We start from the raw sequence: 23,115 nt of genomic DNA, 5'->3' as shown, positions 1-23,115 counted from the left end.
CGCAAGGCTCCCTCCTACCCGATTGGGCAGACAGCGTCGCGAAGGGGGCGTAGCGCAAGAGCCGCGGCCAGCAAGCCTACTTCCGTTACGGTTATCGAAGGGGGAGGTGGGATCGAAGGGGAGAAGTGGAGGTTTCTGTTGCCAGGTACCTCCGAACCCCGCCTAGAAGTGCGAACCACTAGGGCTTGAATTGAAGCTATCGCACCGCTTACGCGGCGAGACGTGCTTCCGCATAGTTGTCGTTGGCAACTATAAGTTTAGCCCGATAACGGTGGTACAATGCCGGGCAAAAGTACGATCTTTACACCTTCGTCGATCCTATTTCGCCCCCAGCAAAAGCCGCCCTTTGCAGAGCGGTTTTTGGTGGAGGCGCCGGGTACCGCCCCCGGGTCCGAACGGCTTATTTCATCGCCTGTTTATCGCCATAGTCGGTCGAGCCGACGAAACAGATATAGGGACGGATCGTGGAAAATGAAAGGCCTCAATGATGCTTATCCGCTGTGTCAAACAGCATGGCGAAAGGGTTGACTTGTCAACTGTCTCAACCGAAGCTTGCGGCGGTGAGGAGTTACCGGCTTAGCGCACATTGTTGCGGCAGCGCGCCACAACCCTCATCGACTGGATCCATGGCGCGACGAGGGGAAAATCTGATGGCCGATTATCTCGCAGACGTGAAGAAGTACGACGCCGCGGCGGATGCCGACGCGGTCGCCAAGATCGTGAAGCATTTGGGCATTGCGCTCAGGAATCGGGATTCCTCGCTGGTGTCCTGCACGGATCCCGACGAACTCGATCGCGTCAAGGCCAACTGGGTTGCCAAAAAGCTCGGCGTCGACGACGGCAGCAAGGCGGACGCGGCCATCGAAAAGGCTTGCAAGGCGATGGAGGCCGACAACACCAAAAGCCGCGTGACCTTTTATTACCTGGTCGCCAAGGATCTGGGCAAGCTCGCCAGCCTCTGACAATCATCCTGCATCAGGCATCCTGCATCAGGCGGAATGCTGGCGCGATTTCCGCGCCGGCCATTATGCAGCCGCCTGCTCGGACATTCTGCAATTTGACATGTTCGGCCGGCAGCCAGTCGGTTATGATTGCCGGTACCCCGAAGCCACCGAATCGAGCAGAAGCTGATGCGCCAATATCTCGACCTGTTGAAGCACGTGCTGGAAAACGGCGCCGATCGCGGTGACCGCACCGGCACCGGAACGCGCTCGGTGTTCGGCTACCAGATGCGCTTCGACCTAGCGCGCGGCTTTCCGGTCACCACCACCAAGAAGCTTCACCTGAAGTCGATCGTGCATGAACTTCTGTGGTTCCTGGCAGGCGACACCAACACTAGATATCTCAACGACCACGGCGTCTCGATCTGGGACGAATGGGCTGACGAGAATGGCAACCTCGGCCCGGTCTATGGCAAGCAATGGCGCTCCTGGCCGGACGGCCATGGCGGTGCCATCGACCAGATTGCCAATCTCTTGAAGGAGATACGCAAGAATCCTAATTCCCGGCGGCTGATCGTTTCGGCGTGGAACCCGGCCGAAGTGGAAGCCATGGCGCTGCCACCCTGTCATTGCCTGTTCCAGTTCTATGTCTCGGAAGGCAGGCTCTCCTGCCAGCTCTACCAGCGGTCCGGCGATATCTTTCTCGGCGTGCCGTTCAACATCGCTTCCTATGCGCTGCTCACCTTGATGGTGGCGCAGGTGACGGGGCTGAAGCCCGGCGATTTCGTCCATACGCTGGGCGATGCGCATCTTTATGCAAACCATTTCGAGCAGGCGCGCGAACAGTTGCAGCGCACGCCCAAGGCGCTCCCAACGCTATGGATCAATCCGGAGGTGAAGGACCTCTTTGCCTTCCGCTTCGAAGATTTCCGGCTGGAAAACTACCTCGCCGATGCGACGATCAAGGCGCCGATCGCGGTGTGAGCCGCAAACATCGGGCTTTTTGCTTTACCTTGGCTCAAATGTGCTCGCCGGTGCTGGGCCGTCCGCCCGCGACCACGACAGCCGGTTCCTTGACCAATGACATAGGCCTGCAACGACGCGCTGTATCCATCCCAATTGATCAAGAGTGGTGGCGGCACCTGCAATGCCGTCGGTGGGCCACTATCCGGGCTAAGTCTGGCAAAAAACCTTCCCTTGTTATATTCAGGCGGATATATCGACTAGCAGGGTCACGCCGATCGGATTTCAAGCCCAGGAGAGTTTCATGCCGGTGCGCAAAGGTTTCGGATTGAAGGCGGCCGCCGTTGGCGGTCTTACGACGATATTGATCGCCGCCATGCCGGTTGCCCATGCGGATGACAGGCTGATCGTCTTCGCCGCGGCAAGCATGAAGAACGCACTAGATGCCGTGAACACCGCCTGCGCGGCCGATGTCGGCGAGGCGGCGACCATTTCCTATGCGGCAAGCTCCGCATTGGCCAAGCAGATCGAGGGCGGCGCGCCGGCCGATGTCTTCATCTCGGCCGATCTCGACTGGATGAACTATCTGTCCGACAAGAAACTGACCAAGCCGGGTTCCGAAGTGAAATTGCTCGGCAACCAGATCGTGCTGGTGGCGCCGAAGGATTCGACGGTCGAAGCCAGGATCGAAAAGGGTTTTGATCTTGCCGGGCTGATCGGTGACGGCAGGCTTGCCATGGGCGATTTCAAAGCGGTGCCGGCCGGCAAATATGGCAAGGCGGCGCTTGAATCGCTCGGCGTCTGGTCCTCCGTCCAAGGCAAGTTGGCGCAGGCCGAGAACGTGCGCGCAGCGCTCAAGCTGGTCTCGACCAGCGAGGCAGCGCTCGGCATCGTCTATGCCACCGACGCGCATGCCGAGCCCGGCGTCAAAGTGATCGGCACCTTCCCGCAAGATTCGCACCCGCCGATCGTCTATCCGGTTGCCCAGATGACGGATTCGAAGGACAAGGATGCGCCGGCATTCCTGAAATGCCTGCAATCCGCCAAGGCAGGCGAGCTCTTCAAGGCGCAAGGCTTTACGGTCCTCACGCCGAGCAACTGAGGCGCGCCAAAAGATGAACTGGCTGCTGGACCTCACTCCCGACGAATGGAACGCGGTCCGGCTGTCGATCAAGGTGGCGACAGTGGCGATGGTCGCCAGCCTGCCGCCCGGCATATTGATCGCGCTTGTGCTTGCCCGTGGCCAATTCTGGGGCAAAGCGCTGCTCAACGGGCTGGTGCATCTGCCGTTGATCCTGCCGCCGGTGGTTATCGGCTATCTGCTGCTGCTCTCCTTCGGCAGGCGCGGACCGGTCGGGGCGTTTCTGGCCGAGCGTTTCGGCATCGTTTTTTCTTTTCGCTGGACAGGTGCCGCATTGGCCTGCGCTGTCATGGGCTTTCCCCTGATGGTGCGGGCGATCCGGCTGTCGATCGAGGCGGTCGACCGCAGAATCGAGGCGGCGGCCGGAACGCTTGGCGCCAATCCGCTGTGGGTGTTCGGGACGATCACGCTGCCGCTGATCCTGCCCGGCCTGATTACCGGCGCTATTCTGTCTTTCGCCAAGGCGATGGGCGAATTCGGCGCAACGATCACTTTCGTTTCCAACATCCCCAACGAGACGCAGACGCTGCCGTCGGCGATCTACACGTTCACGCAAGTGCCGGGCGGCGATGCCGGCGCGCTCAGGCTGACGCTGATCTCGATCGCCATTTCGATGGCAGCACTTGTCGCATCGGAGGTGCTGGCGCGGCGCGTCGGCAGGCGGATGGATATCGAATGACGGTCGTCGTCGACATCAGGCATCGGCTTGGCGACTTCGAGGTCGACGCCTGCTTCGAGAGCGCCGGGCGGCTGACCGCGCTGTTCGGGCCTTCGGGCTCCGGGAAGACGACGCTGATCAACATGATCGCCGGACTGATCCGGCCGGACAAGGGGCGGATCGAGGCCGACGGCCGCGTGCTGGTCGATACCGATGCGGGGCTGTTCGTGCCCAAGCACAAGCGCCGCATCGGCATGGTGTTCCAGGATGCGCGGCTGTTTCCGCATATGAGCGTGGCCAGCAATCTGCGCTACGGCCGCTGGTTCACGCCGTCGGCGGAACGCTATGCGGACATCGATGCGGTGGTCGACCTTCTCGGCATCGGTCCTTTGCTCGACCGGCGGCCGGCAAGCCTTTCCGGCGGCGAGAAACAGCGCGTGGCGATCGGCCGGGCGCTGCTCGCCAGCCCGAAATTGTTGCTGATGGACGAGCCGCTGGCTTCGCTCGACGACGCCCGCAAGGCAGAAATCCTGCCTTATATCGAGCGGCTGCGCGACGAGACGAAAATTCCGATCGTCTATGTCAGCCATTCGATCTCAGAGGTCGCGCGGCTGGCAAGCGACGTCGTTGTGCTGGCGCAAGGCAAAGTCGCTGCTTGCGGCCCGACCGGAGCGATCATGCAGCGGCCCGACCTGTTGCCGGCGGAGGAGCGCGGCGAAGGCGGCGCGGTGCTGGATGCCGCGGTGCTGCGCCACGACGATGTCTTTGGCATGACCGTGCTCGGCTCGGTGGCGGGCGAGATCCGCGTGCCGCTTCTGGCAGTGCCGGTCGGCGCGCCGATGCGCATTCGCATCCGTGCCCGCGATGTGATGATCGCCACCGAACAGCCGAGGGGTCTCAGCGCGCTCAACATCCTGCCGGGCACGATCCTGACGATAGCGCCGGGCGAGGGTCCTGCGGTCGAGATCGGCATAGACTGCAATGGCGCAACCGTGCTTGCCCGGATCACCGAGCAATCGCGACAGACGCTGAAACTCCGGCTTGGTCGAGAGGTCTACGCGGTGGTCAAGACGGTTAGCTTCGACCGGCGAATATGAGCGCCGGCCTGCCAGTCGATGCGGATGGATGACCCGCGGATGATTGTCGCTATATCATTTTGGAATAGCGGTATCGCCGGAGAGCTTCTAGGATGGATGGCGAGACTGCGGAGGAGCAAATGCCGTCGCTGAGCTTGCGGATAAACCTCGATCCAGAAGGGCGCATCGGGCCGGGCAAGATCGAGCTTCTGGAGCAGATCGCCGCCTTCGGCTCGATTTCGGCGGCGGCGCGCGGCATGGAAATGTCGTACAAACACGCCTGGGATCTGGTCGAGGACATGAACCGGGTGTTCGGCAAGCCGCTGGTCGCGGCGCAGACCGGTGGGAAAAAGGGCGGCGGCGCCCAGTTGACTCCGGCGGGGCTTGCGGTGGTCAGCCGCTTTCGCGCCATCGAACGGGCCGCCGCTTCCGCGGCGGCGGCGCATTTGGAAGCATTACAAGCAGAGATCGATGCCGGGTGAGGTCGGTGGAACCTGTACCGGCCGAGCCTACTCCTCCGGCTCGCCGGGCTTGCGCAGCAGATAGATGTCCATGATCCAGCCTTTTTTCCGGCGGGCCTCGTCGCGGGTCCTGACGATCTCGTCGCCAACGTCGCCAAGGCGGCCGGAAATGAGGATCTCGTCGGGCGTGCCGAGATAAGCGCCCCAGTGGATGACGAGGTCGTTGTCGTCCAGCGTGTTGAAGGCGCATTTGCCGTCGAGCATGACGACGGTGCTGCCGGCATTGTCGGGCAAGCCTTCCTCGGTGAGCCGGCGGCCGGTGGTGATCTGAACCGCATCGCCGATGCGGTTCAGCGCCATCTTATGGCTGGCGGCGAGCGCCTGGACGGCAGTGATGCCGGGGATCACCTCGAGCTCGAACTCGACATTGCCTCTCATGCGCACCCGCTCCAGGATGCGTAGCGCGCTGTCGTAGAGCGAAGGATCGCCCCAGATCAGGAAGGCGCCGCAGCCGTCTTGCGAAAGCTCGTCGCGGATCAGGCTTTCATAGATCGCGGCGATCGCCTCGTGCCAGTCATCGACGGTCGAGCGATAGGAGGGCGCTGACTCGGCCCGCACCGGCACGTCGAATTCGACGCGGCGCGAGGTTGGATTGGTGACGAATCGGTCGCAGATCTGGCGGCGCAGTTCTGCGAGATCGTTCTTTATTGCGCCCTTGTCGGGAATGAACAGCACGTCGGCGCGGTTCAAGCCGTCGACGGCCTGCACGGTCATGTGATCGGGATTGCCGGCGCCGATGCCGATGACGAGAAGCTTGCGCATGAGCGATCTCCTGCCCGATCGGAACGTCGCTGTCCAGACGGCCCGGCAGGTGGGCATGGCGTGTGCGCAAGCGCGGAAGGGCTTTGAAACTCCACATTGAAACAGCTAGAGCGACGTGCGTCCACTTGGACGCACAAAGTACGCTCTAGCACCTTAAATCCTCGCATCGTGCTTTCCGAAAATCGATTCCGATTTTCGGGCCGATGCGATAGACTCATAGCGGCATCTCGCCAAGGGAGCTTCCATGTTCCGTTATGTCCTGACCGCCGCGCTGGCGCTTTCGGCCACGCCCGTGTTCGCCAATGATTCAATCGCCGAATTGGGGACAGGCGGCCTGATCCTGTCGCGCAGCGACGCGGTCGCCATGGAGAGTGAGGACCTCTACATCTCGCCGGAAAAGGTGACGGTCGACTACGTCTTCCGCAACAACACCGACAAGGATGTCGACGCGATCGTCGCCTTTCCGATGCCTGACCTCGAAGGCGATCCGAACGAGATGCCGGCAATTCCCGCCGGCCAGAGCGACAATTTCCTCGGCTTCGAGGTGACGATAGACGGCGTGGCGGCAAAGCCGCAGCTCGAGCAGAAGGCGTTTGCGCTCGGCATTGACATCAGCGCCGATCTCAAGGCGCAGAACGTGCCGTTCTACCCGTTCGGCGATGCGGCCAGGGCGGCATTGGCGAAGCTGCCGCAAGCGGTTGCCGACGACTGGGTCGACCGCGGCCTCATCATCGAGGACACCGCCGACGACGGTTCGGGTATGAAAACCGTCTACGTGCCGTTCTGGCAATTGCGCTCGACCTATTGGTGGCGCTCGACCTTTCCAGCCAACAAGGCAGTCCGCGTCGCCCATCGCTACAAGCCCAGCGTCGGCGGCACGTCCTCGGTCAGCTTCTTCTATGACGGCCAGTTCCAGGGCCAATACGCCGCCTACAAGACCCGTTACTGCATGGACGGCACGTTCGAGAACGCCATCCGCAAGGCAGCAAAGGGCAATCCCGACGGCACTCCGAGATATTTCGAGAACCGCATCGCCTATGTCCTGACCACCGGCGGCAACTGGGCGACGGGCTCGATCGGCAAGTTCAAGCTGACCGTCGACAAGGGCGATCCGAAGAACCTGGTCTCGTTCTGTGGCGAAAACGTCAGGAAAGTCGGGCCGACGCGTTTCGAGATGACGGCAGAGAATTTCTACCCTGAGCACGACATCGACATATTGCTGCTGACACCTTCGGGCGATGGCGGGAGCGGCGGCTGATGGACGTCGCGATCTATGTCGCCATCGCCGAAAACGGTGTGATCGGGCGCGATGGCGGTTTGCCGTGGCGGCTTTCCAGCGATCTCAGGCGGTTCAAGGCCGACACGATGGGCAAACCTATCATCATGGGTCGCAAGACCTATGAAGGCATCGGCCGGCCTCTGCCTGGCAGGCTCAATATCGTGGTGACCCGCGACAAGGCCTGGCGCGCCGAGGGCGTCGAAGTCGTGCATTCGCTCGACGAGGCGATCCGCCTGGCCAAAGCGCGCGGGCGCTGCATGGCCGGCGCCGACGAAATCTGCATCGTCGGCGGCGGCGAGATCTATGCCCAGGCGCTGTCGCTGGCCGACCGCTTGCATGTCACCCACGTCCTTGCCGCGGTCGACGGCGACGCGCATTTCCCGCCGATCGACCCGGACTTGTGGCGCATCGGCCGCTCTCAGGACGTTCCGGCCGGTGAAAAGGATAGTCATGCGACACGCTATTCGGTTTACGAGCGACGCCGCGACGTGCATTGAGGGACGGTAAAGGGTCGCGACGGTCCAAAACGGACGGTGACGACGACCGATCGCGTTGAAAGCGCGCCGTCGCATCCCTATAGAAGGACAACACTGGATTTTGCGTCGTCAGGCCGGCGCGTGAGGGAGCGAAAGGACATTCATGCCCTGGAATGACAAAAGCGGCGGAGGCGGCGGCCCGTGGGGCGGCGGCAACAATCCAGGACCCTGGGGGCAGGGACCAAAGGGGCCTAGCGGTCCGCAGGGCTCGCCTCCCGATCTCGAAGACATCATCCGGCGCGGCCAGGACAGGTTGCGGCGTGCTTTGCCGGGTGGCGGTGGCGCCAGCCCAGCCGTGTTCGGATTGATCGCGGCAGCGCTTATAGCGCTGTGGGCGTTCAAGGCGGTCTATACCGTGCAGCCCGACGAGGTTGCGGTCGAACTCAGATTCGGCGTGCCAAAAGCGGAGCTCTCCCAGCCCGGCCTGCATTTCCATTGGTGGCCCATCGAGACAGTCGAGACGGCCAACATCGCCGAACAACTCGTCAACATCGGCGGCGGCACGGCCTCCGGCAACGGTTCAGGTCTGATGCTTTCGGGCGACCAGAACATCGTCAACGTGCAGTTCTCGGTGGCCTATCAGGTCTCCGATCCAAGAGCCTATCTGTTCGACGTGTCCGATCCCGACGGCATGCTGCGCCAGGTCGCCGAAAGCGCCATGCGCGAAGCGGTCGGCCGGCGGCCGGCGCAGGACATTTTCCGTGACGATCGCGAGGGCATTGCTGCGTCCGTGCGCGAAATCATCCAGACGACGCTGGACGGCTATAAGGCCGGCCTGAACGTCAACGCGATCTCGATCGAGGATGCCGCACCGCCGCGCGAAGTGGCCGACGCCTTTGATGAGGTGCAGCGCGCGGAACAGGACGAGGACAAGTTCGTGGAGCAGGCCAACCAGTATTCCAACCAGAAGCTCGGCCAGGCGCGCGGCGAGGCCGCACAGATCCGCGAGGAGGCGGCCGGTTACAAGAACCGGGTCGTGCAGGAGGCCGAAGGCGAGGCGCAGCGCTTTATCTCGATCTATGACGAATACGCCAAGGCGCCGGATGTGACGCGCCAGCGGCTTTACCTGGAAACGATGGAGAGGGTTCTGAAGGACTCCAGCAAGGTCATTATCGAGCAAGGCAGCGGACCAGGGGTCGTCCCCTATCTGCCGCTGCCGGCATTGCAGCAGAAGGCGCCGGCGCCGGTGCTGGGAGGAAACCAGTGATGGCCAACCGTCTTCCCATCATCGCGGTCATCGCCGCGGTCGTCCTGTTCCTGCTCTATTCGTCGGTCTTCGTTGTCAATGCGCGCCAGCAGGCACTGGTGCTCAGGTTCGGCGAGATCGTCGACGTCAAGAGCCAGCCGGGCATTTATTTCAAGGCGCCGTTCGCCTTCTTCGATGCCGATAGTGTGCAGTTGATCGAAAACAGGGTGCTGCGCTTCGACCTCGACAACATCCGCGTCCAGGTTTCGGGCGGCAAGTTCTACGAGGTCGACGCCTTCATCGCTTATCGGATATCGGATCCGCGCGTGTTTCGCTCCGCGGTGTCCGGCCAGATCGAGCTGGCCGAGGCACGCTTGAGGACGCGTCTCGACGCCGCCTTGCGCCGTGTTTACGGTCTGCGCGACTTCGAGGCGGCGCTCTCGGAAGAGCGAGCCGTGATGATGCGCGAAGTGCGCGATCAGCTGAGGCCTGACGCCACGTCGCTCGGACTGCAGATCGAGGATGTCCGCATTCGCCGGACCGATTTGACGGCGGAAGTCTCGCAACAGACATATGACCGCATGAAGGCTGAGCGTCTGGCCGAAGCCGAGCGGCTGCGGGCGCGCGGCAACGAGGCGGCGCAGCGCATCAGGGCGCGCGCCGACCGCGAAGTGGTGGAGATCGTCGCCGAGGCACGGAGGGAGTCTGAAATCCTGCGCGGTGAGGGCGAAGCTCAACGCAGCGCCACCTTCGCGAACGCCTACCAGCGCGATCCAGCCTTCTTCGACTTTTACCGGTCGATGAATGCCTACGGCACGGCGCTGGACAATACTGGGACGACGATGGTGCTGTCGCCGAATTCGGATTTCTTCCGTTTCTTCCGCAATCCCGCCGGCGCGGACACGCCGGCAGCGCCGGCCACACCAGCAGCGCCTGGTGCAGCAGCGGCGCCCCGTGCACCCGGTGCACCGGCAGCGCAGCCAGGCACCGGCCAGTAGCGGCCGGTGCAGGACTTTCTGGCGGCAATAGGCCTGGTTCTCGTCGTCGAGGGCCTGGTCTATGGCGGCTTTCCCGGCCTCGCCAAAAAACTTGCCGGCGAAGTCCTGTCGATGCCGGAGAATACGCTGCGGATCGCTGGGCTGATTGCAATCGCCGTTGGTGTCGGCCTCGTCTGGCTGGTGCGTGGTGGATGACGATGATTTCGGAATAACGGAGGATTTATCCTCCGCCGATAGCCATAGCCGCAAACGTGCCGTATTTCTTGCCAACATGGCTCGACGCAGCGTCTTCGGCGAGCGCTTTTCTTCTCAGAGACACCGGGAGACTTCTCGATGACATTCAACAGCTTTTTGCGCGCGGCGAGGCGGACGTTCACCGCGGGTGCTGCAGCACTTCTTATCGGCGCCGCTACCGTCCCGCCGCTGGTGACGCCAGCGGCCGCCGCCGACGGCCCGGCTTCGGTCGCCGATCTTGCGCAGGGCTTGCTCGGCGCCGTGGTCAATATATCGACCTCACAGAGGGTGAAGGGCACGGAGGGCCCGGGCGCGGTGCCGATGCCGCAGCTTCCAGAGGGCTCGCCTTTCCAGGACTTCTTCGACGATTTCTTCAAGAACCGTCCCGGCGAACAGGGCAACCCCTCGCAAAAGGTGCAGTCGCTGGGCTCAGGCTTCGTGGTCGACGCCGAGCAAGGCATCGTGGTGACGAATAACCACGTAATCGCCGATGCCGACGACATCGAGGTGAATTTCTCCGACGGCGTGACGCTGAAGGCGACGCTGGTCGGCACCGACACCAAGACCGACGTGGCGGTGCTGAAGGTCGATCCGAAAGGGCACAAACTGACGGCGGTGAAATTCGGCGATTCCAGCAAGATGCGCGTCGGTGACTGGGTGATGGCGATCGGCAATCCGTTCGGCCTCGGCGGCACCGTGACGGTCGGCATCGTCTCGGCCCGCAACCGCGACATCAATTCCGGCCCCTATGACGATTTCATCCAGACCGATGCCGCGATCAACCGCGGCAATTCCGGCGGGCCGCTTTTCAACAGCGCCGGCGAGGTGATCGGCATCAACACGGCGATCATCTCGCCGTCCGGCGGCTCGATCGGCATCGGGTTTTCCATTCCCTCGCAGCTGGCGTTGGGCGTCGTCGACCAACTCCGCCAGTTCGGCGAGACGCGGCGCGGCTGGCTCGGCGTGCGCATCCAGCCGGTGACGGACGACATTGCCGAAAGCCTCGGCATGGCGACCGCCAAGGGCGCGCTGGTTGCCGGCGTCATCAAGGGCGGGCCTGTCGACAACGGCACCATCCTGGCCGGCGACGTCATCATCAAGTTCGACGGCAGGGACGTCAATGAAATGCGCGACCTGCCGCGCGTCGTCGCGGAGAGCACGGTCGGCAAGGCTGTCGACGTGGTCATCGTGCGCAAGGGCGTCGAGCAGACCGTGAAGGTGACGCTTGGCCGGCTTGAAGATGGCGAAAAGCTTGCCAGCGGCGAGAACGGCAATACCGACCAGGACACCGGCGACAAGGCGCCTGCCGTCTCGACGGCTTCCGTGCTCGGCATGACCGTTGGCGAGCTCAACGACGAGACGCGAACGAAATTCGGCATCGCCGCCGAAGTCTCCGGCGTCGTCATCACCGAAGTCGCCAAGGATTCGGCCGCCGCCGAGCGCGGCATCCAGGCCGGCGAGGTGATCACCGAGATCGCGCAGGAATCGGTTGCCACGCCCAAGGATGTCATGGACCGGATTGCTGCGTTGAAGGAGCAGGGACGCAAGAACGCGCTGCTGATGCTGGCGTCGAAGACCGGCGAATTGCGGTTTGTGACGATCCGGATGGATTGAGTCGTGGCGCAAAAGGTTGGAGCCATGGAGACAGCGGCCGATTTCCTACGTCGACGGGCTGGTGATGCATCGGGCGATGATTTCGCGAAAGTGCTCGATCGCGTCGGCGTCAAACCGCCGCAACCCGGCGACGAGCTGCCGTTTGACAAGCACTGATCAAGGCCGGCACTGATCAAGGCCGGTTTCTTTGCCAATCCTTGGCTGTCAGCCTGTAGAACACATGCCGCTTGAGCCTGGCGTGGCTGTCCGGAATGCCGGGGTGGTCGAAATCGCTGGCTGGGTCGGCGGTCATGCCCAGGCGTTCCATGACGGCGGTGGACCGGCTGTTATCCCTGACGGCGAAGGATACGATTTCCTCGAGGCCAAGCGTTTCGAAGCCATAGGCGAGCCAGGCTTCGGCTGCCTCGGTGACATAGCCGTGGCCCCAGAATTCGGGCGCCAGGCGCCAGCCGATCTCGACGGTGCCGGCCGGCAGGAACGGCAAATGATCGGTGTCGAGGAGGCCGACGAAGCCGATGCATTGGCGCGTTTCAATTATCTCGGCGGCCGCGAAACCGTAGCCATCCTCGGCAATCCAGGCGCGGAACTCGGCCATTTTGGCGTCCGCGGCAGCGCGGTGGCGGCGAAACGGAAAGAATTCCATGACGCGTTCGTCGGAGTTGATGCGGTAGAAGAGGTCGCGGTCGCGATCCTCCCAGTTGCGCAGGATCAGGCGTTCGGTGCGGATCGGCGTCACTCCACAAATTCCTCCCGGCGGTAGCCCTGCAGATAGAGAAGCGCGGTCAGGTCGCCATGGTCGATGCGGTATTTTGCCTCCGCCGCCACGACCTGCTTGGCATGAAGCGCCACACCGGTGCCGGCAAGGCGGATCATGTCGAGGTCGTTGGCGCCATCGCCGACAGCAATGGCCTCGGCTGTTGTCAGCCCGAGGCGCGCCGAAATCTCGAGCAGCGCATCGGCCTTGGCGGCACGCCCCAGGATCGGCTCGGCGACCAGCCCGGTAAAGCGGCCATCCTGCTCGATCAGACGGTTGGCGCGGTTCTCCTGAAAGCCGAGCATGGCGGCGATGCGTGAGGTGAAGACGTTGAAGCCACCCGACACAAGTGCAGTCCACGCGCCGTTGGCCCGCATGGTCTGGACAAGCGCGCGGCCACCGGAAGCCAGCGTCAGGCGATTGGCGATGATGCGGTCGACCACGGCAGTGTCGAGGCCTTTCAGCAGCGCCACCCGCTCGCGCAAGGCCGGCTCGAAAGCGATCTCGCCATTCATCGATCGCGCCGTGATGGCGGCGACGTAATCCTTGACGCCGATCTCGTCGGCAAGCTCGTCGATGCACTCCTGGTCGATAACGGTGGAATCCATATCGGCGATAAGGATTTTCTTCCGCCTTCCCTCGGGCCGCTGAACGATCACGTCAACCGGTTCGGGTGCAAGCACGGCGCGCAGGCTGGCGGTCGCTTCAGCGGCTTCGGCCGTCTCGGGCAGAGCGAATTCACAAGCGATGCCTTCGGCCAGCCAGCGAACAGTGCTTGCGCCGACCGACCCTGACGCCATATTCGCAAGCATCGGCGACAATGCGCGGCCGGCGGGATGGGACACAAGAGTGGCGATCAGCGGCATAAAAAAATCCGGCGGGCAGGCGGGCGAGGGCCTCGTTAAGAACGCGATCCTGATAGCCGGGCCGACCGCCAGCGGCAAGTCCGCCCTTGCGCTCGCCCTCGCCGAGCGCAACGGCGGCGTCATCGTCAACACCGATTCCATGCAAGTCTATTCGGTGCTCGACGTGCTGACGGCGCGCCCGACTGCTGCCGAACTCGCCCGCGTCCCGCATTTCCTCTACGGACATGTCCATCCCTCCACCGCCTATTCCACCGGCGCCTGGCTGCGCGACGTGATGAAGCTCATCGACGACGGCACGTTCTTCGAACGGCCGGTCGGCACGTCCGTCGAACGGCCGGTGATTTTCGTCGGCGGTACCGGGCTTTATTTCCGGGCGCTTGCGGAAGGCATTTCGGAAATGCCCGCCATTCCGCAGTCGATCCGTGATCGCTGGCGCTACGAACTCCAGGAGCAGGGCGCAGCCAAGCTGCACCGCATCCTGCTGCGCGAGGATTCTGCAGCCGGCATGATGCTGAAGCCGACCGACGGCCAGCGCATCGCGCGGGCGCTGGAGGTGCTCGACGCATCGGGCCGTTCGATCCTGGAATGGCAGGCGGCGCACGGCCGTCCGTTGATAGACAGGGCCAGCACGCGCTTCTTTGTGATCGAGCCCGACCGAGCGGAGCTGGTGAAGCGGATCGAGGCGCGATTCGACCGCATGCTGGAGAAGGGCGCTCTCGACGAGGTCAGGCGGCTGGCCGAGCTTGGCCTAGATCCCGACTTGCCGGCGATGAAAGCGATCGGCGTTCGCGAACTCCAGGCGGCAATGGCTGGCGAGCTGAGTTTTCCCGAAGCGATCGATCGCGCGAAGATCGCGACGCGACAGTATGCCAAGCGCCAGGCGACCTGGTTCAGGCATCAATTGGGTCCGGAATGGCTGAGATTGGGCCCTGGTGATCGTGTCGAATCCACGATCTTGGATCGCCTTTCCAGTGCAACCTGAAAAGTTTACTTTGAGGGAAGACTTCCCGTTGAAGTTGTCCTAATTAACCCTCCGTAAGGCCGTCGATGCGATAAACGTCTTTGGGTTTTCCAACGGGGAGCAGATGCGTTTTCACAAGGCGGAATCAGCCTTTTTCGTCTTCATCTTCGTGATCCTGGCCGCCGGCCTGGTGACGCTTCACGCCTATGGGCTTCTGCAAGCCTTCGCCGAAGAGGGTGTTACACCCGCCAGGGTCGACGAGATCATCTATCTCAACAAGCTGTTGTTTGGGACCGGCGTTCTTTTGGCGACTGCCCTGTTCTTCGGGATTTTCTTCATCTACCCGCTGATCCGCAAGCAGGCGACGGAAGAAGGCAAGCTGCGCGCCATGACGGTTTCGCTCAGCGCCCGTTCGGAAACGCTGGAGCATGCGGCGCTGACCGACGGCCTGACCGGCATGCAGAACCGGCGTTATTTCGACGATGCACTGAAGGAATATCTCGAGGAATTCCGTCGCATCGACAAGCCGGTCGGGCTGATGATCCTTGATCTCGACCATTTCAAGCAGGTCAACGATACCCACGGTCATGACGTCGGCGACGAGGTGTTGCGGGCGGTCGCCAATTGTCTCAAGGACATGACGCGTTATCACGACGTGGTGGCGCGCCTGGGTGGCGAGGAGTTCGCAGTGGTCACGCCCAACATGGATGCCGAACTGCTGTCCAAGTTCGCCGAGCGCATCCGCAAGGCGATCGCCAGCATGTCGATACTATCGGGCAATGTCCGGCTGAAGATCACCACCAGCGTCGGTCTTGCCGTCTGGGATCGCAAGGAAACGGCCGAAGAATTCTATCGCCGCGCCGACCGCCAACTGTATGAAGCCAAGAGGCAAGGCCGAAACCGCGTCTGCGCCTGAAATCCCGGAGAAGAATTCATGAGGCCGGCCGACTGACGCAGCTTTTCTCGACTTCCGGTGCTCATGGACTCAAATGTCCACTCCGCTCCGGGTTCTCGAAAGCCACGTCATTCGATCCGGCCTGATGAATTCCCTTCCGGGATTTGCCCTGGTTTCCTAGGGTGACAAAGTTTTAACTTTGGAAGCGCCTTAGCCTCACAGGCTAAAGCCGCCCGGCTCAATCGTTCTGCGGGCGCAGGCCGAAGGTTGTCGGCCTCAGGCCATAGCGCATGTCGAAATCGTCGTCGGGTTGGACGCGCGGGACGGGCGGCTTGCGATAGTCGGGATCGCCGGCCTGCCGGCTCGAATCGACGACTTCGGCGAAGGCCATCGCCTGCTGCGGTTTTGGCACGTTGCGAAGCCTTTCGACGATCGCCACCAGATCGACATCATTGCCAAACTTGGACGGCAAGGCTTCCTCGCGCTTGGCCGTGCCCGGGATCAGACCCTCGGACAGTTTTTCGAATTTCATTCGCATGGTCGTCGCCACGCCTTCACCAAAGGCAATGGCCTCGCGCTGGCCCATCGAAGACAGGAATGCCAGTGTCGAGGCCGAGGAATCGGCGATCGCCGAGCGGATGATCGCCTGGTCCTGCTCGTTGGCCAGCCGCATGGCAAAAAAGGTCGAGCACTGCGACAGGATGGTGGGATCGAGTTCGCCCGGGCGCTGGGTGACGATGCCGAGATAACAACCATATTTGCGGCCTTCCTTGGCGATGCGCGACAGCGCGTGCCGGGTCGGCGCGAAACCAAGGCGCGGATCGGCCGGCATGTAGCGGTGCGCTTCCTCGCACAGCAAAAGCAGCCGCAGCCGGCCCTCGCTCCACAGCGCCAGGTCGAAGGCCAGACGCGCCAGCACCGAACAGACGGAATTGACCACTTCCGACGGCATGCCGGCCATCTCGAAGCAGGTCACCGGGCGGCCGTGATGCGGCACGCGGAAAATGTTGCCGATCGTCTCGTGGATGGTGTCCTCGATCAGCCGCGAGTTGAACATGAAGCGGTAGCGCGGATCGGATGCTGCCGATTCGATGCGCGTCTTCAGCGATTTGAGGGTGGGGCGGTCGTTCTTGCTTTCCAGCAGTCCCATGCGCTCATCGATCTGCTTGATGAGATCGACAATGCGATAGGGCACCGGCGAGTCCGCGGTCAGCGCATCGCTGCCGCGCCTGAGATACGTGCCCGAATTCGGGTTGCGATACAGGTTCTTGGCCGCCGGAATGAGATCGCGCAAGGCGTCCACCTCTTCCAGCACGGTCTCGCGACCGCGAAACAGCACTTCAGCAAACTCCTCGAGCTTGAACATCCAGAAGGGCAGGTCCAGGGTCGTCGAGTCGACCCTGACGCAGTGCTCTGGCAAGGACGCGGCGAACTCGTTGTGCGGATCGAGGATGAGAACGCGCAGATCGGGTCGAGCGGCGAGCGACTTGCGCAAAAGCAGCGAGACGGCGGTGGATTTGCCGACGCCGGTGGTGCCGACAATGGCGAAATGGCGCGCCAGCGTGTCGTCGATAGCGATGTTGGCGTCGATCGCCTCATCCTGTGACAGCGTGCCAATGGTGATCGAGTGACGCCCGGCGAGGTCATAGACCGCCTGCAGGTCGCGGCTGCGGATGCGGTGGGCGATGGCGCCGATATGCGGATAGGCGGTGATACCGCGGTCGAAAATCGGTTTGGCGCCGGGCTCGGTGCCGTCGCGCACCTCGCCGATGAGCTCGATACTGACCTCGATCGGGTTCTGGCCCTCATCGTGCCAGGCGCGATCCGCCTTGCCGACCGCGTAGACCAGCCCGACGGTTCGCGTGTTGCCAAGGTTTATGGAGATCATCTTGCCGACGCTCCAGTGGCCGGTCACAGTGCCTACGATATCGGCGGCATGGGCGCTGATGGTGGCGCGCGCGCCGTCGCACTGGACGACATTGCCCAGAACGCGCTTGTCGCTCTGCTCCGCCTTGCGGCGCTCCTGCAATGTCGGCTCTCCAACGGACGCGTCGCGGTCGACGAACACGGACAGGCTGTTCCCCATTTCCCTTTTCCATTTTCCCCAGGGGATCGACCTTACGCCGACGGGGTTAAGGTGGGGTGAGGTCGGATGGTGTAGGGACCATTAAGCCGGTCGCGAAAATTGAACCGACCGGTATCGGCCAGTCCCGGCGACAGCCTCGAATCTCTATCCTGTGTGATGGACCTGCTGCAGCCCGTAGACCGGCGTCGCTATGCCTTCGTGCCGAGCTTTCAACTGCAGCGACAGGAACTGCGAATAGTGGCGTGACTGGTGCAGATTGCCGCCGTGGAACCAGAGCGCTTCCTGTTGCGTCGGCTTCCACATGTTGCGCTGTTCGCCTTCCCAAGGACCGGGATCCTTGGTGGTGTTCGAGCCGAGGCCCCAGCACTTCCCGACTTTGTCGGCGACCTCTTTCGAGATCAGCTCCGCCGCCCAGCCGTTCATTGAACCGTAGCCGGTGGCATAGACGACGACATCGGCCGGCAGCTCGGTGCCGTCGCTAAGCAGCACCGAATGTTCCTTGATCTCGGTCACGTCGACGCCGCTGTTCAGCTTGATGGCGCCGTCGATGATCAGCTGGGAGGCGCCGATATCGATATAGTAGCCGGAACCGCGCCTGAGGTACTTCATGAACAGGCCGGAGCCGTCGTCACCCCAGTCGAGCATGAAGCCGGCTCTTCCCAGGCCCTCGTAGAAGGCGGCATCACGCTCCTTCATCTTCTCGTAGAGCGGAATCTGGAATTCGTGCAGGATCTTGTAGGGCAGCGAGGCGAAGATGAGATCGGCCTTGGCCGTGGTCATGCCGTTTTGCACGGCCTGCTCCGAATAGAGGGCTCCGAGCCCGATATCCATCAGCGTGTCGGATTTGACGATGTGCGTGGTCGAGCGCTGCACCATGGTGACGTCGACGCCAGCTTCCCAGAGTGCGGCGCAGATATCATGCGCGGAATTGTTCGACCCAATGACGACGGCTTTCTTGCCAACGTAGCTGTCTGGACCGGGATGTTTCGAGGAATGGTGCTGATCGCCCTTGAAATTCTCCATGCCTTTGAACTGTGGGATGTTGGGCCGGCCCGACATGCCGGTGGCCAGCACCAGCTGCTTCGGCTTCAGCGTGATGTCCTTGCCGTCGCGATGGACGACGACCGTCCATTCCTTCTTCTGATCGTCATAGGTGGCGCTCTTGGCCTGCGTGGAGGACCAATAGTTCAGCTCCATGACCTTGGTGTACATTTCCAGCCAGTCGCCGATCTTGTCCTTGGGCGAGAAGACCGGCCAGTTCTTCGGAAAATCGATATAGGGTAGATGGTCGTACCAGACCGGATCGTGCAGACAGAGCGACTTGTAACGCTTGCGCCATGAATCGTCGGCACGCTCGTTCTTCTCGACGATGATGGTCGGCACGCCGAGCTGCCTCAGCCGGGCACCGAGCGCGATGCCGCCTTGGCCGCCGCCGATGATCAGCGTGTTGGGCTGACTGATAAAGCCGAGTTCGGTCGCCTCCTTCTCTCGCTCCTCCTTCCAGGTCGGCCGGTTTTTGCCGTGACCGTGCTTGGCGCCCAACGGCCGGGCGAAGCCGGCGGGTTCCTCATGGCCCTTCAGCTCGACCATGGCGGTGAGCAGCGTCCATATCTTGCCGTTCTTCAGCCTGATATGGCCAAAGCCGCGCGCAACCTCCGTTTCAAAACTGATCCAACTTTCGAGCAGCCCGTCGCTCTCTGTGGCGTGTTCGCCTTTCGCAAGCGCCCAGTTCGATGGCTTTATCTTCGCCAACTGGCTCATCAGCATATCGCGCACCTGGTCGCGACCTTCCATGGTCTTGATGTTCCAGGTGAAGGTCACCAGATCGCGCCAGTAGCAGTCTTCCTGAAAGCACCCGACCGCCTTGTCGATGTCGCCGGCGGCGAGCGTTGCGCTGAATTGGTCGAGCACGTCGGATAGTTTCTTGGCTGGGGCCTTGTCGAGCATCAAATTCCTCCCGTGAAGTGCTGGTCGTCATCGCGGCTTGCCGGACCCTCCCGGCCCGGTTGTCCGGAGTATCGCGGCAAACTGTGCGCCGCGTCACGTCGTCAAATAGTTTGGCGCGTTTCAATGGCTTATCGGGATGACTGCGGACCTTTGTACTGCCGGCGATCGAACCGCAGCGGTGTCTTGTGGCGGAAATAGCTGCTCGACGCGATGATGGACAACCGGCGCGTCTGAGTTGGCCGGGTTCAAAGCCTTTTGGCGTCTTTCATATTCGCCGTTGACAGCGGCGCAAAACCAATTCTATTGTCCGCCACCATGAAAACGGCACTCATTCTCGTAGTAGGAAAGCGCGTGGGCAAGGCGGTGTAACCGCCGGGCGAGAACCTCCCATGCGCAGACACAGGCTCCCTCGGGGCCTTTTTTATTGCCCGAAACACGACTAAACGACCAGCAATCGCCCGATGGCGGACAGTACGGGACCAGACCGATGAGCAGTGGACAGAACGAACGGCGCGAAATGACCGGTGCCGAAATGGTGGTGCAAGCGTTGAAGGACAACGGCGTCAAGCATGTTTTCGGCTATCCGGGCGGCGCGGTTCTCCCGATCTATGATGAAATCTTCCAACAGGACGAGGTCGAGCACATCCTCGTCCGTCACGAGCAGGGCGCCGGTCATGCGGCGGAGGGCTATGCTCGCTCGACCGGCAAGGCCGGCGTCATGCTGGTGACATCGGGGCCGGGCGCCACCAACGCGGTGACGCCGCTGCAGGATGCGCTGATGGATTCGATCCCGCTGGTCTGCCTGACCGGTCAGGTCCCGACCTCGCTGATCGGCTCAGATGCGTTTCAGGAGTGCGACACGATCGGCATCACGCGACCCTGCACCAAGCACAATTGGCTGGTAAAGGACGTCAACGAGCTCGCGGCGATCATCCACGAGGCCTTTCACGTCGCGACGACAGGACGCCCCGGTCCGGTCGTCGTCGATATCCCGAAGGACGTGCAGTTCGCCAAGGGCATCTATGTGCCGCCGCAGACGGCGCCGCGCACGAGCTATCAGCCCAAGGTCCAGGGTGACCTGGAAAAGATCAAGGCCGCGGTCGAGCTGATGGCCAACGCGAAAAGGCCGATCCTCTATACGGGCGGCGGTGTCATCAATTCCGGCCCGGAAGCCAGCCATTTGCTGCGCGAACTGGTCGATCTGACCGGCTTTCCGATCACCTCGACGCTGATGGGGCTTGGCGCCTATCCGGCATCGGGCAAGAACTGGATGGGCATGCTCGGCATGCACGGCACCTATGAAGCCAACATGGCGATGCATGATTGCGACGTCATGGTCTGCATCGGCGCGCGCTTCGACGACCGCATCACCGGCCGGCTCACCGCGTTCTCGCCGAACTCGAAAAAAATCCATATCGACATCGATCCGTCGTCGATCAACAAGAACGTCCACACCGATGTGCCCATTATCGGCGATGTCGGCCGGGTGCTGGAGGATCTGGTGCGGCTGTGGCGGGCGACCGCCAGGGCCGACAAGAAGGCGCTGCATCCATGGTGGGAGCAGATCGCGAAATGGCGGGCGCGGGATTCGCTCGCCTACAAGATGAACCACGACGTGATCATGCCGCAATATGCCGTCCAGCGGCTCTATGCGCTGACCAAGGACATGGACACCTACATCACCACCGAGGTCGGCCAGCACCAGATGTGGGCGGCACAGCACTATCATTTCGAGAAGCCGAACCGCTGGATGACCTCCGGCGGGCTCGGCACGATGGGCTACGGCCTGCCGGCGGCGCTCGGCGTGCAGATCGCGCACCCGGATGCGCTGGTCATCGACATTGCTGGCGACGCCTCGGTGCAGATGACGATGCAGGAGATGAGTGCCGCGGTGCAGCACGAGGCGCCGATCAAGATCTTCATCCTCAACAACCAGTATATGGGCATGGTGCGGCAGTGGCAGCAGCTTCTGCACGGCAACCGGCTGTCGCATTCCTACACCGAAGCGATGCCGGATTTCGTCAAGCTTGCCGAAGCCTATGGCGGCCACGGCATCCGCTGCGAGAAACCGGACGAGCTGGACGACGCGATCAGGGAGATGATCTCGGTGAAAAAGCCGGTCATCTTCGACTGTCGGGTCGCCACACTTGCCAACTGCTTCCCGATGATCCCGTCGGGCAAGGCGCATAACGAGATGCTTCTGCCGGACGAGGCGACCGACGAGGCGGTGGCCAACGCCATCGACGCCAAGGGCAGGGAACTGGTGTAACGCCTAACGCCCGAGCCGAGGCAGGGCTGTCGGAAGAAGCCGTGTGGAAACAGAAAAACAGTTCAAAAGTTTGAAATCGAGATTCATGTCATGAACGCACAGCTTCAACCGACCGGCTCGGCCTACTTCATCGCCAAGGAAACTGAAAAGCCGGAGACTCACACGCTTTCCGTGCTGGTCGACAATGAGCCGGGCGTGCTTGCCCGGGTCATCGGCCTGTTTTCCGGACGCGGCTACAATATCGAGAGCCTGACCGTTTCCGAAACCGAGCACGAGAAGCATCTGTCGCGCATCACCATCGTGACGCGCGGCACGCCGCATGTGCTGGAGCAGATCAAGCACCAGCTCGAGCGCATCGTGCCGGTACACCGTGTCGTCGATCTCACCGTGCGCTCGCACGAGCTCGGCCAGGAACGGCCGCTGGAGCGGGAACTGGCGCTGGTGAAAGTGGCCGGCACCGGCGAGGGCCGCGTCGAGGCGCTGAGGCTGGCCGATGCCTTCCGCGCCAGTGTCATCGACGCCAACACCGAGCATTTCATTTTCGAGATCACCGGCAAGGGCTCCAAGATCGACCAGTTCATCGCCATCATGAAGCCGCTTGGCCTGGTCGAGATCTGCCGCACCGGCGTGGCGGCGATGAATCGCGGCCCGCAAGGGATGTAAAACCGTCCGACGCTATGGCTGCAACGCTCTGTCGCCGCCTGTTTGTTGCTTTTGGTGCTGATCCTCTGGCCCGGCTGCCGACGTGGGGCGGCCTTTGTGCGCCGGAACTAAAAAGACAATATTGCTGACCTGCTTGGGAGGAAACCATGACCCTCGATGCATTCCTTGCCCTGCTGGTCTATGCCGTCGTGACTTCGATCACGCCGGGTCCGAACAACTTCATGCTTCTGGCTTCCGGCGTGAATTTCGGTTTTGCCAAAACCATTCCGCACGTGCTGGGCATCAGCATCGGCTTCCTCGTGCTGTTGCTTGCCGTCGGCTTCGGTCTTGGCGCGGTGCTGACTGCGTTTCCGGTTCTCCACACCGCATTGAAGATCGCTGGCGGCGTCTATCTGCTCTATCTCGCCTGGAAGATCGCCATGTCGCGTTCGCTCAGCAGCAAGGGCGAGACCAAGGCGCAACCGATGCGCTTCACCGATGCGGCAGCGTTCCAGTGGGTCAATCCCAAGGCGTGGGTGATGGCGATCACCGCCATGGCCGTCTACGCCGTTCCGGAGCATCCGTATCTGTCGGTGGCGCTGGTTTCGATAGCCTTCACCGTCGTCAACCTGCCGAGTGTTTCTGTGTGGGCAGGTTTCGGCACGGCGCTGCGCGGTTTTCTCTCGGATCCGCTGCGGCTGAAATGGTTCAACATCGCCATGGGCGTGCTGTTGGCGGCGACGCTGTGGCCGATGCTGGGGTAGCTGCCGCTTTATTGTGTACTGC

At 62.3% G+C, this 23,115-nt stretch carries 22 protein-coding genes, 1 other RNA gene and 1 pseudogene; 18 read left to right on the top strand and 6 right to left on the bottom strand.

The features are described from left to right. Positions 1-124: 124 nt before the first annotated feature. Positions 125-481: a transfer-messenger RNA gene (gene ssrA / locus NMG70_RS22465) on the bottom strand. 169 nt (positions 482-650) lie between these two features. Here ssrA and NMG70_RS22460 point away from each other — a divergent pair. The 6 genes and pseudogenes from NMG70_RS22460 to NMG70_RS22435 all read left to right on the top strand — a co-directional run bounded on the left by NMG70_RS22460 (position 651) and on the right by NMG70_RS22435 (position 5,261). Beyond that, on the top strand, positions 651-962 hold the full coding sequence (locus tag NMG70_RS22460) for a DUF2853 family protein (RefSeq protein ID WP_254026539.1): 312 nt from the start codon (positions 651-653) through the stop codon (positions 960-962). 168 nt (positions 963-1,130) lie between these two features. Then, a complete protein-coding gene (locus NMG70_RS22455; RefSeq protein WP_254026538.1) occupies positions 1,131-1,925 on the top strand; it encodes a thymidylate synthase in 795 nt (264 codons plus the stop codon). Positions 1,926-2,208: 283 nt separating this feature from the next. Further along, complete coding sequence (modA, locus tag NMG70_RS22450; protein WP_254026537.1) at positions 2,209-3,006, top strand: molybdate ABC transporter substrate-binding protein; 798 nt, start codon at positions 2,209-2,211, stop codon at positions 3,004-3,006. A 13-nt stretch (positions 3,007-3,019) separates the two neighbouring features. Next, positions 3,020-3,724 carry a molybdate ABC transporter permease subunit gene (gene modB, locus NMG70_RS22445; protein WP_254026536.1) on the top strand — a complete coding sequence of 235 codons (705 nt, stop codon included), beginning with the start codon at positions 3,020-3,022 and terminating at the stop codon, positions 3,722-3,724. Continuing rightward, positions 3,721-4,832, top strand: a pseudogene (gene modC, locus NMG70_RS22440) (molybdenum ABC transporter ATP-binding protein). The gene modB and the pseudogene modC overlap by 4 nt, the downstream one beginning before the upstream one ends. A gap of 87 nt (positions 4,833-4,919) precedes the next feature. After that, positions 4,920-5,261: a winged helix-turn-helix domain-containing protein gene (locus tag NMG70_RS22435; protein WP_023798788.1), complete on the top strand. Its 342-nt coding sequence runs from the start codon at positions 4,920-4,922 to the stop codon at positions 5,259-5,261. Positions 5,262-5,288: 27 nt separating this feature from the next. Here NMG70_RS22435 and cobF read toward each other — a convergent pair whose 3' ends face one another. After that, positions 5,289-6,062 carry a precorrin-6A synthase (deacetylating) gene (gene cobF / locus NMG70_RS22430; protein WP_254026535.1) on the bottom strand — a complete coding sequence of 258 codons (774 nt, stop codon included), beginning with the start codon at positions 6,060-6,062 and terminating at the stop codon, positions 5,289-5,291. Between the two features lie 244 nt (positions 6,063-6,306). On the opposite strand from cobF, the gene NMG70_RS22425 reads away from it, so the two are divergent. The 7 genes from NMG70_RS22425 to NMG70_RS22395 all read left to right on the top strand — a co-directional run bounded on the left by NMG70_RS22425 (position 6,307) and on the right by NMG70_RS22395 (position 12,065). Further along, positions 6,307-7,320, top strand: coding sequence for a DUF4424 domain-containing protein (locus NMG70_RS22425; RefSeq protein ID WP_254026534.1), 1,014 nt, complete (start codon positions 6,307-6,309; stop codon positions 7,318-7,320). After that, positions 7,320-7,838: a dihydrofolate reductase gene (locus NMG70_RS22420; protein WP_254026533.1), complete on the top strand. Its 519-nt coding sequence runs from the start codon at positions 7,320-7,322 to the stop codon at positions 7,836-7,838. The genes NMG70_RS22425 and NMG70_RS22420 overlap by 1 nt, the downstream gene beginning before the upstream one ends. A gap of 142 nt (positions 7,839-7,980) precedes the next feature. Continuing rightward, complete coding sequence (hflK, locus tag NMG70_RS22415; RefSeq protein WP_254026532.1) at positions 7,981-9,084, top strand: FtsH protease activity modulator HflK; 1,104 nt, start codon at positions 7,981-7,983, stop codon at positions 9,082-9,084. Continuing rightward, on the top strand, positions 9,084-10,061 hold the full coding sequence (hflC, locus tag NMG70_RS22410) for a protease modulator HflC (RefSeq protein WP_254026531.1): 978 nt from the start codon (positions 9,084-9,086) through the stop codon (positions 10,059-10,061). Before hflK ends, hflC begins: the two co-directional genes overlap by 1 nt. 6 nt (positions 10,062-10,067) lie before the next feature. After that, on the top strand, positions 10,068-10,256 hold the full coding sequence (locus tag NMG70_RS22405; protein ID WP_202367061.1) for a DUF2065 domain-containing protein: 189 nt from the start codon (positions 10,068-10,070) through the stop codon (positions 10,254-10,256). Positions 10,257-10,394: 138 nt separating this feature from the next. Further along, positions 10,395-11,909: a DegQ family serine endoprotease gene (locus NMG70_RS22400; RefSeq protein WP_254026530.1), complete on the top strand. Its 1,515-nt coding sequence runs from the start codon at positions 10,395-10,397 to the stop codon at positions 11,907-11,909. Positions 11,910-11,912: 3 nt separating this feature from the next. Beyond that, a complete protein-coding gene (locus tag NMG70_RS22395; protein ID WP_254026529.1) occupies positions 11,913-12,065 on the top strand; it encodes a hypothetical protein in 153 nt (50 codons plus the stop codon). Between the two features lie 16 nt (positions 12,066-12,081). On the opposite strand, the gene NMG70_RS22390 is transcribed toward NMG70_RS22395, so the two are convergent. Together NMG70_RS22390 and serB are read right to left on the bottom strand one after the other, a co-directional pair. Further along, positions 12,082-12,645: a GNAT family N-acetyltransferase gene (locus NMG70_RS22390; protein ID WP_254026528.1), complete on the bottom strand. Its 564-nt coding sequence runs from the start codon at positions 12,643-12,645 to the stop codon at positions 12,082-12,084. Further along, on the bottom strand, positions 12,642-13,529 hold the full coding sequence (gene serB / locus NMG70_RS22385; protein ID WP_254026527.1) for a phosphoserine phosphatase SerB: 888 nt from the start codon (positions 13,527-13,529) through the stop codon (positions 12,642-12,644). Before serB ends, NMG70_RS22390 begins: the two co-directional genes overlap by 4 nt. Here serB and miaA point away from each other — a divergent pair. Continuing rightward, positions 13,519-14,511 carry a tRNA (adenosine(37)-N6)-dimethylallyltransferase MiaA gene (gene miaA, locus NMG70_RS22380; RefSeq protein ID WP_254026557.1) on the top strand — a complete coding sequence of 331 codons (993 nt, stop codon included), beginning with the start codon at positions 13,519-13,521 and terminating at the stop codon, positions 14,509-14,511. The two genes, serB and miaA, sit on opposite strands and share 11 nt — an antisense overlap. Positions 14,512-14,614: 103 nt before the next feature. Beyond that, positions 14,615-15,406, top strand: coding sequence for a GGDEF domain-containing protein (locus NMG70_RS22375; RefSeq protein WP_254026526.1), 792 nt, complete (start codon positions 14,615-14,617; stop codon positions 15,404-15,406). A gap of 217 nt (positions 15,407-15,623) precedes the next feature. Here the strand turns inward: NMG70_RS22375 and NMG70_RS22370 are convergent, their stop codons facing one another. Together NMG70_RS22370 and NMG70_RS22365 are read right to left on the bottom strand one after the other, a co-directional pair. Further along, on the bottom strand, positions 15,624-17,453 hold the full coding sequence (locus tag NMG70_RS22370) for an ATP-binding protein (protein ID WP_254026556.1): 1,830 nt from the start codon (positions 17,451-17,453) through the stop codon (positions 15,624-15,626). Between the two features lie 162 nt (positions 17,454-17,615). Then, positions 17,616-19,418 carry an NAD(P)/FAD-dependent oxidoreductase gene (locus tag NMG70_RS22365; protein WP_254026525.1) on the bottom strand — a complete coding sequence of 601 codons (1,803 nt, stop codon included), beginning with the start codon at positions 19,416-19,418 and terminating at the stop codon, positions 17,616-17,618. 487 nt (positions 19,419-19,905) lie between these two features. On the opposite strand from NMG70_RS22365, the gene NMG70_RS22360 reads away from it, so the two are divergent. From NMG70_RS22360 to NMG70_RS22350, 3 genes are all read left to right on the top strand, one after another. Next, the gene (locus NMG70_RS22360) at positions 19,906-21,687 is read left to right on the top strand and encodes an acetolactate synthase 3 large subunit (protein ID WP_301555174.1); all 1,782 of its coding nucleotides are present in this window, start codon (positions 19,906-19,908) and stop codon (positions 21,685-21,687) included. Between the two features lie 90 nt (positions 21,688-21,777). Further along, positions 21,778-22,350, top strand: a complete 573-nt coding sequence (gene ilvN, locus NMG70_RS22355; protein ID WP_127316885.1) for an acetolactate synthase small subunit — start codon at positions 21,778-21,780, stop codon at positions 22,348-22,350. 146 nt (positions 22,351-22,496) lie between these two features. Then, on the top strand, positions 22,497-23,093 hold the full coding sequence (locus NMG70_RS22350) for a LysE family translocator (protein WP_254026524.1): 597 nt from the start codon (positions 22,497-22,499) through the stop codon (positions 23,091-23,093). Positions 23,094-23,115 lie beyond the last annotated feature (22 nt).

Origin of the sequence: Mesorhizobium ventifaucium (genome assembly GCF_935822925.1) — a bacterium.
GTDB classification, from domain to species: domain Bacteria; phylum Pseudomonadota; class Alphaproteobacteria; order Rhizobiales; family Rhizobiaceae; genus Mesorhizobium; species Mesorhizobium ventifaucium.
Note: the sequence above shows the minus strand (reverse complement) of the source record. Positions and strands in the feature narration are given on the sequence as shown.